Source organism: Streptomyces sp. NRRL S-340, from assembly GCF_000720185.1.
GTDB lineage: Bacteria > Actinomycetota > Actinomycetes > Streptomycetales > Streptomycetaceae > Streptomyces.
Genome location: NZ_JOIY01000011.1, coordinates 23,360 through 35,554, shown reverse-complemented (window position 1 = coordinate 35,554; position 12,195 = coordinate 23,360). Strand labels below are relative to the sequence as shown.

At 73.8% G+C, this 12,195-nt stretch carries 8 protein-coding genes and 1 pseudogene; 5 read left to right on the top strand and 4 right to left on the bottom strand.

Features of this window, described 5'->3' with window-relative positions; translation table 11 throughout:
• Positions 1 to 98 precede the first annotated feature (98 nt).
• Positions 99 to 2,135, bottom strand: a complete 2,037-nt coding sequence (locus IG64_RS11115; protein ID WP_051812663.1) for an NPCBM/NEW2 domain-containing protein — start codon at positions 2,133 to 2,135, stop codon at positions 99 to 101.
• A gap of 190 nt (positions 2,136 to 2,325) precedes the next feature.
• Between IG64_RS11115 and IG64_RS11110 the strand changes: the two genes are divergently transcribed.
• Both IG64_RS11110 and IG64_RS11105 read left to right on the top strand, forming a co-directional pair.
• Entirely contained in the window at positions 2,326 to 2,520 is a 195-nt protein-coding gene (locus IG64_RS11110) for a hypothetical protein (RefSeq protein ID WP_037854631.1), read from the top strand.
• Positions 2,521 to 2,677: 157 nt separating this feature from the next.
• Complete coding sequence (locus tag IG64_RS11105; protein WP_037854629.1) at positions 2,678 to 3,724, top strand: NUDIX hydrolase; 1,047 nt, start codon at positions 2,678 to 2,680, stop codon at positions 3,722 to 3,724.
• A 303-nt stretch (positions 3,725 to 4,027) separates the two neighbouring features.
• Here IG64_RS11105 and IG64_RS11100 read toward each other — a convergent pair whose 3' ends face one another.
• Together IG64_RS11100 and IG64_RS11095 are read right to left on the bottom strand one after the other, a co-directional pair.
• Positions 4,028 to 4,744, bottom strand: coding sequence for an MBL fold metallo-hydrolase (locus IG64_RS11100; protein ID WP_037854626.1), 717 nt, complete (start codon positions 4,742 to 4,744; stop codon positions 4,028 to 4,030).
• An 87-nt stretch (positions 4,745 to 4,831) separates the two neighbouring features.
• The gene (locus IG64_RS11095; RefSeq protein ID WP_037854625.1) at positions 4,832 to 6,184 is read right to left on the bottom strand and encodes a dipeptidase; all 1,353 of its coding nucleotides are present in this window, start codon (positions 6,182 to 6,184) and stop codon (positions 4,832 to 4,834) included.
• Between the two features lie 215 nt (positions 6,185 to 6,399).
• Between IG64_RS11095 and IG64_RS11090 the strand changes: the two genes are divergently transcribed.
• Positions 6,400 to 7,662 carry a geranylgeranyl reductase family protein gene (locus IG64_RS11090; protein WP_037854623.1) on the top strand — a complete coding sequence of 421 codons (1,263 nt, stop codon included), beginning with the start codon at positions 6,400 to 6,402 and terminating at the stop codon, positions 7,660 to 7,662.
• A 263-nt stretch (positions 7,663 to 7,925) separates the two neighbouring features.
• Positions 7,926 to 8,511, top strand: a pseudogene (locus tag IG64_RS11085) (response regulator); the annotation flags it as partial.
• 23 nt (positions 8,512 to 8,534) lie between these two features.
• Here the strand turns inward: IG64_RS11085 and IG64_RS11080 are convergent.
• A complete protein-coding gene (locus IG64_RS11080; protein WP_037854622.1) occupies positions 8,535 to 9,311 on the bottom strand; it encodes a maleylpyruvate isomerase family mycothiol-dependent enzyme in 777 nt (258 codons plus the stop codon).
• Between the two features lie 305 nt (positions 9,312 to 9,616).
• On the opposite strand from IG64_RS11080, the gene IG64_RS11075 reads away from it, so the two are divergent.
• Entirely contained in the window at positions 9,617 to 12,160 is a 2,544-nt protein-coding gene (locus IG64_RS11075) for an ATP-dependent Clp protease ATP-binding subunit (RefSeq protein WP_037854621.1), read from the top strand.
• Positions 12,161 to 12,195 lie beyond the last annotated feature (35 nt).

The following is a 12,195-nucleotide window of genomic DNA, read 5'->3' as shown; positions in this document are numbered from 1 at the left end:
GCGGCCGCCGGTACGGATGCGCGGGAGCGAAGGGGTGGGGCCGGGCGACGCGTCGCCCGGCCCCACCCCTTCACCGCCTGGTGCACGGCGTCAACGGCTCAGCACGTCAGCCGGGCGTCCGCCCAGTCGCCGTGGTCGGAGTCGGTGTTGTCGCCGCCGTTGGTGACGACGAGCCGGACGACCTCGGCGCCGGTGACGTCGGCGCTGATCGGCTGGGCCGGCATGGCGTTGGTGAGGACGCCGGTCGAGGCGGCCCTGGTGCCGTCCGCCCAGATCTCGAAGGAGACGGTGCCCTTGGCGCCCTTCTCGTCGTCGACGCCGACGTCCGCGGTCACCTTCGTGCAGGCCTTGCCGGTGTAGTAGGTGACCTCGCTCGGCGCGTGGGTGCCGAGCCCCTTGGCGTACACGGCCCCGCCGACGGTGATCGGGCGGCCGTCGCCCGCGGCGCTCTCCCCGTTGCTGGTGTTGCGCTCCACGGGGCCGTAGCCGTTGGTGGCCGACATCCAGGGCAGGTCACCGAGGTACGACGTCCCGGAGGGCGGCGGTACGACCACCGACGCCGTGACGGTCAGCGTGCCGGTGGCGCGGGCCGTCGCGCCCGCGGCGCCGTAACCCGCCCGCAGCGTCAGGTCGTACGAGCCGGTCGGCGTCCCCTGCGGGGCCGTGACCGTCCACCGCGTCCTCAGCGCGCCCCCCGTGGGGAGGGCGTGGGCGCGGGCGGAGGAACGGGCCCGCACCGTCCAGCCCTCGGGTCCGGTCAGCGACACGGAGAGGTCGCGGGCCGAGGTGCGGCCGAGGTCGGTCACCGTGCTCGTCAGCGTGGCGGGCCTGCCCGCCACGACCAGCGGCGAGCCGTCGGTGGCGAGTTCGACCGCGGGCGGGTTCTGGCTCCAGTGCCGGTCGGGCGAGACGCGAACCAGCACCGTGCCGTGGGCGGGCACCGTCGCCGAGATCGTGCCCGCCGTGTTGTAGTTCCGGTGCTGCCACAGGTCGCGCAGGGTGTAGGCGGCGGCGTGCGGCAGGCCGACGGCCCCGGCGGTGGTGGCGATGCGCTGCGGGGTGCCGGTCTCGTTGAACAGGGCCACCGCGCGGCTGCCGTCCTTCATCTCCTTGGCGACGACCCAGCGGCCGTCCTGAGAGGAGATCACGGAACCCTGCTTGCCCAGCGGGTCCTGGTCCACGGCGATGACGTCCCGGTTGGACAGGATGCCGAGCGTCTCGGGGGACGCCTTGCGCAGGTCGGAGCCGATGAGGAGCGGCGCGGCCATGACCGACCACATGGAGAAGTGGGTGCGGTACTCGGTGTCCGTCATGCCGCCGTTGCCGACCTCCAGCATGTCGGGGTCGTTCCAGTGGCCGGGGCCGGCGTACGGGGCCAGCGGCAGGTTCTTCTTCAGGATCGACAGCATCGAGGACCACTTGTCCTGGATGTCGTGGGTCGTGCGCCACAGCTGCCCCACGCCGGCCGCCCACTCCCAGGGCTTGTTGTCGCCCCATTCGCAGATGCTGTAGACGATGGGGCGGCCGGTCTTCGCGGTGGCCTGCGTCAGGGCGTCGCGCATGGTGAGGTAGCGCTGCCGCGCGTCCACGCCCTGGTTGTTGCAGTTGTCGTACTTCAGGTAGTCGACGCCCCAGTCGGCGAACTGCCCGGCGTCGCTGTACTCGTGACCGAGCGCGCCCGGGAAGCCGGTGCTGCTGCAGGTCTTGGTGCCCGCGCTGGTGTAGATGCCCAGCTTGAGGCCCTTGGCGTGCACGTAGTCCGCGACCGCTTTGATGCCGCGGGGGAAGCGGACGGGGTCGGGGACCAGCTTGCCGTCCGCGTCGCGGGCTGGCAGGGCCCAGCAGTCGTCCAGGTTGACGTACTGGTACCCGGCGGACTTCAGGCCCTTCTCGACGAACAGATCGGCGATCCCTTCGACCATGGACTCGTTGAACTCCGGCCCGCAGTGGGTGGAGTTCCAGTTGTTGAAGCCCATCGGCGGGGTGAGGGCGAGCCCTTCGGCCCGGGCGGGCGAGGCGGTCCGGTGCTCCTGGGCCACGGCGACCGAGGGGGCCGCGCCCCCGAGGGTGAGCAGCGAGGCCGTGAGTACTCCGACGACTCTTCGACGGGAGGTGCGCGTGTGCGGCTGACGCATCGTGAACGTTCCTCCGAACTCCCGAAAGATGGGATGACTTCATGTCCGCGTCATCGTGTGCGTTTACGGTAGGACGTGTCGGACTGTGTCGGAAGGGAACGCCACGCTTGTTCAGCGGTTGTTCGATACGCCGTCACGGCCCCGGCGCACGCGGCCGTGACCAACGGTGCCCTCGGGCGTTGAGGAGGGCATGAAGAAGCGCAGCATGCTCGCCCTCGCCTCCCTGGCCACCGGATTCGTCGTGGCCGCCGTCTCTCCCTCGCACGCCGCCGGCCACGACGCGCTCGGGGACCTGGGCGTGAAGGACACCGTGGGCGCCGTGGACCACCTCGTCAGCCACGACAGCTTCGCCGTGGACGACGACGCCCTGGGGCAGAACGGCTGAGGCCGGGCGGCACGGCCGGAGCGGGCACGGCCACGGAACCCCGGTGACGGCCCGTCACCGGGGTTCCGGCCTGTGCGCCGCCGCCCTCATCTGGGGCTGGTTTCCGTGGCAGGGTGGAGCGGGCAAGCCACAGGGGGCCGACAGAAGAGGGGGACCAGTGACCGTCGTCTGGATCAACGGCACGTTCGGTGCGGGAAAGACCACCACCGCACGGGAACTGATCGACCTGATCCCGAACAGCACGCTCTTCGACCCCGAGATCATCGGCGGCCTTCTCACGCACCACCTCCTGCCGCCCAAACACCTCGCCGAGGCCGGTGACTTCCAGGACCTGCCGATCTGGCGGCGGCTGGTGATCGACACGGCCGCCGCGATGCTCGCCGAACTGGGCGGCACCCTCGTCGTCCCGATGACCCTGCTCCGCCAGGACTACCGCGACGAGATCTTCGGAGGCCTCGCCGCCCGCCGCATCGGCGTGCGCCATCTGCTCCTCGCCCCGGCGGAAACGATCCTGCGTGAGCGGATAGCGGGCCGTGAGGTCCCGCCCGGCCTGCCCGACGGCGACCTGCGGATACGCCAGTGGGCCTACGACCACATCGAGCCCTACCGCACCGCCCTGGCCGCCTGGCTCACCGCCGACGCCCACCTCATCGACACCAGCGCGCTCACCCCCCACGAGACGGCCGTCCGCATAGCCGAGGCCGTCGGCAGCGGCGCCGTGCCCGCCTGCGACATCGTACAGACGCCCGAACCCACCGCCGAGACCGTCGCCTCCGGTGTGCTCCTCTTCGACGAGCGGGACCGGGTGCTGCTCGTCGACCCCACCTACAAGCCCGGCTGGGAGTTCCCCGGCGGCGTCGTCGAACCCGGGGAGGCACCGGCCCGCGCCGGGATGCGCGAGGTCGCCGAGGAGACCGGGATACACATGGAGGAGGTGCCCCGGCTGCTCGTCGTGGACTGGGAACGCCCCGCGCCCCCCGGCTTCGGCGGACTGCGCCTCCTCTTCGACGGCGGGCGGCTCGACTCCTCGGCGGCCGCCCGGCTGCTGCTGCCCGGTCCCGAACTGCGCGACTGCCGCTTCGTCACCGAACGCGAGGCCGCCCGGCTGCTGCCACCGGTCCGCTACGAACGGCTGCGCTGGGCCCTGCGGGCCCGTGAACGGGGCGCGGCGGTCTACCTGGAGGCGGGCGTGCCGGTGGGCTGAGAGCCGCGAAGACAAGCGGGTTCCGGTCAGCGGGCGGTGTCCGGTGCGTGCGGTCGCAAGGCGCCGCAAGGTCCTTGTGGCGGAGCTGTCAGGGTCTTCCGGCGACGCGGCGAGGGCGCGTGCCGGGCGCCGCACGCCGGGGCCCACTCTTGTCCGCAGCTCCAAGGGCCGTGCCCGGGCGGACCGCCGCGGCCCAGGACGAGGCCGGCGCCGGTGCGGTCGGCGGCCCGGACCATGGACGTCACGCCCGTGCCGGTGGTGCGGTCGCGCCGGGCCGCGCCGCCCCGGGCGGCGGGACGTCCGTCAGGCGGACGTCCGGTAGCCGTCCGCCGAGCGCCGCAGCGTCTCGCCGGCCCTCTCGGTCACCGGAGCACCGTGTCCGAAGCAGGCCACGTCCGTGTTCAGCGCGGCCAGACGCCGGAAGGACCGCACGGCCCGGTCCCGGTCGAGATTGAACACGCCCAGGACGACCGTGCCGTCCGCCGGCGAGGCGGCGACCGCGTCTCCCGTGAACAGCACGCCGTGGCGCGGCAGGTGCAGCGCGATACTGCCGTCGGTGTGGCCCGGGGCGGGCACGACACGGGCGCCGCCGCCGAAATCGAGGACATCGGTGTCCGACAACTCGGTGACCCGTGGCGGGCGGACCGGCTCCCCCTGCGGGAGCTGCGCGAGGGCCGCCGCGTGCAGGGGGCGCTCCCAGTCCTCGTGGACCGGCGGGGGAGCGGGCGCCTCGCCCCGGACGACCGGCGCGTCCAGACGGTGGACCAGGACCTCGGCGCCGCAGGGGCCGGACAGCTCGCCCGCCCCGCCCATGTGGTCCTCGTGGAAGTGGGTGAGCACGATCCGCCGCAGCTCGGCGGGGTCGCGCCCCAGGGCCCTGATCGCGTCGGCGATCGGGGCGCCCGCGCCCTTGGGCCCGGAGTCGACGAGCGTCAGGCCGTCCTCGTCGGACCACAGGTAGGCCTGGCCCACGGGAAAGCGCAGCAGGTGCAGTTGGGGGAGGATCTCCACGACGTCCATGGCACGACCGTAGAGAGACCCCCGCCGCGCGGCGAGGGTCCTCTGCCGTCGGCAGAGCGGACGGTCCCGCTCCCGGACGCTTCCGGCTCAGCCCGCGTAGTTGCGCAGGAACAGTGCCTCGGCGACCGACAGCCGCTCCAGCTCCTCGGGCGAGACGCTCTCGTTCACCGCGTGGATCTGCGCCTCGGGCTCGCTCAGGCCGATCAGCAGGATCTCCGCCTGCGGGTAGAGCGCGGCGAGGGTGTTGCACAGCGGGATGGAGCCGCCCTGGCCGGCGTACTGCAGCTCTTCGCCGGGGTAGGCGACCGCCATCGCGTCGGCCATCGCCTGGTAGGCCGGGCTGGTGGTGTCGGCGCGGAAGGCCTGGCCCTGCCCGATCTGCTCGGTGCTCACCCGGGCACCCCACGGCGTGTGCGCCTCCAGGTGGGCCTGGAGCAGCTTGGTGGCCTCGCCGGCGTCGACGCCCGGCGGCACCCGCAGGCTGACCAGCGCACGGGCACCGGCCTGCACGGACGGGGTGGCGCCCACGACGGGCGGGCAGTCGATGCCGAGGACGGTGACGGCCGGACGGGCCCAGACACGGTCGGCGACGGCGCCCGAGCCGATCAGCTCCACCCCGTCCAGCACCTTCGCGTCCCTGCGGAACTGCTCCTCCTCGTACGCGAGGCCGTCCCACGCCGCGTCGGCGGCCAGGCCGTCCACGGTCGTCGAACCGTCCTCGGCGCGCAGCGAGTCCAGGACGCGGATGAGCGCGGCGAGCGCGTCCGGGGCGGCGCCGCCGAACTGGCCCGAGTGCAGGTTGCCCTCGAGGGTGTCGATCTGGACGCGGACCAGGGTCATCCCGCGCAGGGTGCTGGTCACGGTGGGCAGCCCGGCGCGGAAGTTGCCGGTGTCGCCGATCACGATGGTGTCGGCCGCCAGCAGCTCCGGGTGCTCCTCGGCGTAGCGCTCCAGGCCGCCGGTGCCCTGCTCCTCCGAGCCCTCGGCGATCACCTTGACGCTGACCGGTATGCCGCCGTTCGCCTTCAGGGCGCGCAGCGCGAGCAGGTGCATGATGACCCCGCCCTTGCAGTCGGCCGCGCCGCGCCCGTACCAGCGGCCGTCGCGCTCGGTCAGCTCGAAGGGCGGCGTCGCCCACGCGGCCTCGTCCAGCGGCGGCTGTACGTCGTAGTGGGCGTACAGCAGCACGGTCTTGGCGCCCTCGGGGCCGGGCAGGTAGCCGTACACCGACTGGGTGCCGTCCGGGGTGTCGAGCAGGGCCACGTCCGTGAAACCCTCGGCGCGCAGGGCGTCGGCGATCCAGTTCGCCGCGCCCTCGCTCTCGCTCCTCGGATACTGGTCGAAGTCCGCCACCGACTTGAAGGCCACCAGCTCGGCCAGTTCCGCCCGGGCCCCGGGCAGGAGGGAGGCGACGGTCTCGGCGACCGGATGCGACGACATGGGCACGCTCCTTGTGGGTGCGACATTGCACTCTGAGCACCTTGCCGGTGCTCTGTGAGCACTTCTGTGTTCCGGATGATCGTGTCAGCGCGGGCGCGTCCATGTGCGCGGGGCGCGTCCGCTGCCGATCCTCCCACAGCGGACCTGGCGGAAAGCCGCCGTAGGATGCCAGGGACAGCAGCGGCAGCCGGGTTGATCTGGAGCGGTAGACCATCGTGAGCAGCGAGAACTCTTCGGCGGACGACGTGCAGCAGGTGTGGGACGTCGTCGTGGTGGGCGCGGGACCCGCGGGGGCCTCGGCCGCCTACGCGGCGGCGGTCGCGGGGCGGCGCGTGCTGCTGCTGGAGAAAGCGGAACTGCCGCGGTACAAAACGTGCGGCGGCGGGATCATCGGTCCCTCGCGCGACTCGCTGCCGCCCGGGTTCGACCTCCCGTTCAAGGACCGGGTGCACGCCGTGACGTTCTCCCACAACGGCCGCTTCACCCGCACCCGCCGCTCCAAGCAGATGCTGTTCGGGCTGATCAACCGGCCGGAGTTCGACCAGCAGCTCGTCGAGCACGCGCAGAAGGCGGGCGCCGAGCTGCGCACCGGCGCCACCGTCTCCCGGGTCGAGCAGCACGGCTCGGCGGTGCCGGACCGGCGGACGGTCGCCGTGGTGCTCCAGGGCGGCGAGACGGTCCTCGCCCGCGCCGTGGTCGGCGCCGACGGCAGCGCCAGCCGCATAGGGGCCCACGTCGGGGTCAAGCTCGACCAGGTGGACCTCGGCCTGGAGGCGGAGATCCCGGTCCCCGAGACCGTCGCCGACGACTGGCGCGGGCGCGTCCTGATCGACTGGGGGCCGATGCCGGGCAGTTACGGCTGGGTGTTCCCCAAGGACGACACGCTGACGGTCGGGGTCATCTCGGCCCGCGGCGAAGGCGCCGCCACCAAGCGGTACCTGGAGGACTTCATCGCCCGGCTGGGCCTGGCCGGCTTCGAACCGAGCGTCTCCTCCGGGCACCTGACCCGCTGCCGCGCCGACGACTCCCCGCTCTCGCGCGGCCGCGTGCTGGTGTGCGGGGACGCGGCGGGGATGCTGGAGCCGTGGACGCGCGAGGGCATCTCCTTCGCGCTCAGGTCCGGGCGGCTCGCGGGGGAGTGGGCGGTGCGGATCGCCGAGGCGCACGACGCGGTGGACGCCCGGCGCCAGGCCTTGAACTACGCGTTCGCGATCAAGGCGGGGCTGGGGGTCGAGATGGCCGTCGGCAAGCGGATGCTCGCGGTCTTCGAGCGCCGCCCCGGCCTCTTCCACGCCGCCCTCACCGGCTTCCGCCCGGCCTGGAAGGCGTTCAAGGACATCACCCAGGGCTCGACCACGCTGGGCGAACTGGTCCGCAACCACCCCGTGGCCCAGCGCGCCCTGACCATGATGGACCGCCGCCAGGCGGCGCCCGCCGCCCCGGAGACCGACGCGGTGGAGGACACGGCCGGTCCGTGACGGCGTGAGGGCCGAACGGCGTCACCGCGGGACGCGGGGACGACGGGGCGCGGTCCTGCGCGCCTCGAGGACCGGGCCCCCACGTCGTCCCGTCCGAGGCCGCGCCGGCCCCGGACGCGTGGACCCCGGCCGGCGTGTTCCGGTCGCCGTGCCGAGGGCCGTCCCGGCGCCGGGCGGGGGCGCTACTCCCCCCGGGGGTACGGGTGAGCGCACCGGCGGGCTGACGTGCCCGGCGACGGCAGGGCCCGGCGTGGCGGGCCCGGGACGCCCAGCCGGACATCGAGGTCGCCGGGGAGGCCCGCCGGCGCGAGGGGGCGCCGGGCCTGGTGCGCGAACCGCGCCCCGAGGCCGTGCCGATGGACCTCCGCATGCCCGTCCTCGACGGCCCGGCGGCCACCCGCCGCCACACCGGCGACGCGGACCTGGCGGACGTCGAGGTGGTCATGCCGACCACCTTCGAACTCGGCGAGCACGTCTTCGAGGCGATCCGCTCGGGCGCCTCCGGGTTCCTCGTCAAGGACACCGAGCCCGGGGAACCGCTGCGCGCGGTACGGGCGGTGGCGGGCGGCGACGCGCTGCCGCCCCCGGGGCCACCCGCCGTCTGATCGCCGAGTCCGCCGCCCGCTCGAAGGAGCCCGCCGGCGTCCTCGCCCGGCTCACCGGACGCCAACGCGAGGTCATGGCACTGGCCGGCATCGGCCTGTCCGATGAGGAGATCGCCTGCCGCCCGGTGGCCGGCCCGCTCACCGCCGAGCCCACGTCAGCCGGGCCACGGTGAAACCCGGTGCCCGCGACCGGGCCCGACTGGTCGTCCCCGCCTGCGAGTCGGGGCTGGTCCGGCCGGGCTGAGCCCCCGGGCGTCCCCCGCCCGGTCAGACGATCCCCGAGGTCGTCCGCCACAGCGCGGCCAGCGAGGCGTCCCCCGTCACCCGCGGCACCGGCACCCGGTTCCACAGTGCCAGGTACAACTGGTCGGCGGGACCGGAGAGTTCGGTGTCGGCGGGGGCGTCCGCGCCGCCGCCCCGTTCCGTGACCGGCGGTCCGTCCGACAGCCGTACGGTCCACACCGCGTCGTCGTCCGCCGGACCGGCGCCGCCGGGCACGTCCTGCGCGCGCACCCGCAGCACGCGCGGACCGGACGTGCGGACCCTGCTGCGGGAGCGGGCGTGGAAGCCGCGCAGCAGCTCGTCGATGCCGTCGACGGCGAACCGGGCGCCGACCGGTGCCGGGGTCCCGCCGCGTGCCGCCTCGGCGTCGAAACGGTGCACCGCCGTCTCGTGCGCCTGGCGCCGGGTCCAGAACGCCAGCGGAGACGGCGAGGGCAGGGGCGCCGGGTGGAACGTCCAGCACGTCACGTCGTCCGGGGCCCGGTCCAGGGTCTCCACGAGACGGCGGTGGCTGTCGCGGTACCAGTCCACCAGAGCGGCGCCGTCGAGGAGCGGGGGCTCACCCATGGGCCGCGGCGAGGCGTGCGCCTCCGCGACGAAGGCGGCGGCCCACCGGTGCACCACGCCGGTGTGCCGCAGCAGGTCCCGCACCCGCCATCCCGGGCAGGACGGCACCGGCGCACCGGTCCCCGCCTGCTCGGCGGCGGCGGCCAGCAACCGGCCCTCCCGGTCCAGGGTCTCGAGGAACTCGGCAGTCTTCATGGCGGGAAGTGTGCCGGACGGCACCCGCCCCCGGGAGGACGCGTCCGGCCACCGGACGTGTCCTCCCGGGAGAGGGTCCGGCCACCGGACGCGTCTCGCCGCCACCGCGCCCGGCCGCCCTCCCCGGCACGCCGGCACGGCACGGCGGCGGCTCTCCCGGCGTGACACCGGACCGGCGGCTCCCGGTACCGGTCCCGGCGCCGGCCGCCCGGTACGACACCGGGTCGGCGTATGCCGCGTTGCGGTGGGCCGAACGGTGGGTTGGGCTGGTGAGGACTCATTTCCCCACGCTGCGGACGGCGATCATGACGATGTCCCCCTTCGGCGCCTCGTTCGGTGGCCCGGACCCGTTCTCCGAGATCCTCAACCGCTTCTTCGGCATGACCCCGGGGGCCTCGCCGCCGCAGGTGCAGAGGGTGCCGATCGGGCGGCTGCTCACCGAGTCGGCGCAGGACCTGATCAACCGAGCCACCGGGAAGGCGGCCGAGGACGGCAGCTCCGACCTGGACACCGAGCACCTGCTGTGGGCCTGCACCCAGGTGGAGCCCGCCCGCGGCCTGCTCGCCCAGGCCGGCGCCGACCCCGAACGGCTCGCCGCGGACCTCGCCCGGGCACTGCCCGGGGAGAGCGGCACGCCCTCCGCCCAGCCGGGCCTGACCCCGGCGGCCAAGCGGGTGCTGCTGCGCGCCTACGAGCACTCACGGGCGGCCGGAGTGTCGTACATCGGCCCCGAACACATCCTCGGCGCCCTGCTGGACACACCGGGCGCGGCGCCCGACCGGGTCCTGGCGGCGCACGGCATCGACACCGAGCAGGTGCGCCGCGGCGCCGAGGCGGCGGCCCGCAACGAGGGCGCGCCCGGCGGCGCCGAGACCCCGAGCGACACGCCGACCCTCGACCAGTACGGCCGCGACCTGACCGAGGAGGCCCGCGCAGGCAAACTGGACCCGGTGGTGGGCCGGGCCCAGGAGATCGAGCAGACCGTCGAGATCCTCTCCCGCCGCTCCAAGAACAACCCCGTGCTGATCGGCGAGCCGGGCGTCGGCAAGACCGCGATCGTGGAGGGGCTGGCGCAGCGGATCGTCGCCGGGGACGTGCCGAGGACGCTGGAGAACAAACGGGTCGTCGCCCTGGACCTGACCGGCCTGGTCGCCGGGGCCCAGTACCGCGGGCAGTTCGAGGAACGGCTGAAGAACGTCATCGACGAGGTCAAGGCCGCCTCCGAGTCGACGATCCTGTTCCTGGACGAACTGCACACCGTCGTCGGCGCGGGCGCCACCGGCGAGGGCTCCATGGACGCCGGGAACATCCTCAAACCGGCCCTCGCCCGCGGTGAGCTGCACGTCGTCGGCGCCACCACGCTCGCCGAGTACCGCAAGTACGTCGAGAAGGACGCCGCCCTGGAACGCCGCTTCCAGCCCGTCATGGTGCCGGAGCCGAGCGTCGAGGAGACCGTGCAGATCCTGGAGGGCCTGCGCGACTCCTATGAGGCCCACCACCAGGTCCGCTACAGCGACGACGCGCTGGCCGCCGCCGCCGAACTCTCCGACCGTTACGTCAGCGACCGGTTCCTGCCCGACAAGGCCATCGACCTGCTCGACCAGGCAGGGGCCCGGGTACGGCTGCGGTCCCTGGGGCGCTCCACCGAGGTCGCCGAGCGCGAGGACCGGCTGGCCAAGCTGCGCCGCGAGAAGGACCAGGCCGTCGCAGCCGAGGACTTCGAGCGGGCCGCCGAGCTGAAGGACCGCATCACCGAGGTCGAGACCGAGCTGGAGGGGGTCGCCGAGCGCCGCGAGGGCGTGCTGGAGGTGACCGTCGACGACATCGCCGACGTGCTGTCCCGGCGCACCGGCATCCCCGTCGCCCAGCTCACCGAGAGCGAGAAGGAACGGCTGCTGAAACTGGAGGACGCCCTGCACGACCGGGTCGTCGGCCAGGACGAGGCCGTCACCGCCGTCGCCCAGGCGGTGCGCCGCAGCCGGGCCGGCATGGGCGACCCGAACCGGCCCGTCGGATCCTTCCTCTTCCTCGGTCCCACCGGCGTCGGCAAGACGGAACTGGCCAAGGCACTGGCCGAACTGCTCTTCGGCGACGAGAACCGCATGATCCGCTTCGACATGAGCGAGTTCCAGGAGAAGCACACCGTCTCCCGGCTCGTCGGCGCCCCGCCCGGATACGTCGGCCACGAGGAGGCGGGCCAGCTCACCGAGAAGGTCCGCCGCCAGCCCTACAGCGTGCTGCTCTTCGACGAGGTGGAGAAGGCCCACCCGGACGTCTTCAACACCCTGCTCCAGGTCCTGGACGACGGACGCCTCACCGACGCGCAGGGCCGCACCGTCGACTTCCGCAACACCGTGGTCGTCATGACGTCCAACATCGGCGCCCAGCGGATCCTCGCCCACCACGGCGACGTCGCCGCCATCAAGGACCAGCTGCTGGAGGACCTGCGCGGCCGGTTCCTGCCCGAGTTCCTCAACCGCATCGACGACATCATCGTCTTCCACGGCCTGGGCGAGCAGGAGCTGAACCGGATCGTCGACCTGCTGCTGGACAACAGCCGGCGGCGCGTGCGCGCCCAGGGCCTGGAGCTGCGGGTCACCGACGCCGCGAAGAAGCTCCTCGTGGCCCACGGGCACCAGCCCGAGTTCGGCGCCCGTCCGCTGCGCCGCACCATCCAGGCCGAACTGGACAACCGCATCGCCTCCCTGCTCCTGAGCGACTCGGCCGACCCCGGGGACACGATCGTCGCGGACGTCGAGAACGACGCCCTGGTGTGCGGCGTCGAACGTCCGGCGCCGTCCGACGCCAAGGTCTACGCGGAAGGGGACGGCATGGACGGGGCTTCCTGACAGGGCGCCGGGCCGGTCGCGGACCGGTGGTCGCC

Bases quoted from the DNA above. Each gene is read 5' to 3' on its own strand.
- IG64_RS11115 (WP_051812663.1), bottom strand. From the start codon at position 2,135: ATGCGTCAGCCGCACACGCGCACCTCCCGTCGAAGAGTCGTCGGAGTA.
- IG64_RS11110 (WP_037854631.1), top strand. From the start codon at position 2,326: ATGAAGAAGCGCAGCATGCTCGCCCTCGCCTCCCTGGCCACCGGATTC.
- IG64_RS11100 (WP_037854626.1), bottom strand. From the start codon at position 4,744: ATGGACGTCGTGGAGATCCTCCCCCAACTGCACCTGCTGCGCTTTCCC.
- IG64_RS11095 (WP_037854625.1), bottom strand. From the start codon at position 6,184: ATGTCGTCGCATCCGGTCGCCGAGACCGTCGCCTCCCTCCTGCCCGGG.
- IG64_RS11080 (WP_037854622.1), bottom strand. From the start codon at position 9,311: ATGAAGACTGCCGAGTTCCTCGAGACCCTGGACCGGGAGGGCCGGTTG.
- IG64_RS11075 (WP_037854621.1), top strand. From the start codon at position 9,617: ATGACGATGTCCCCCTTCGGCGCCTCGTTCGGTGGCCCGGACCCGTTC.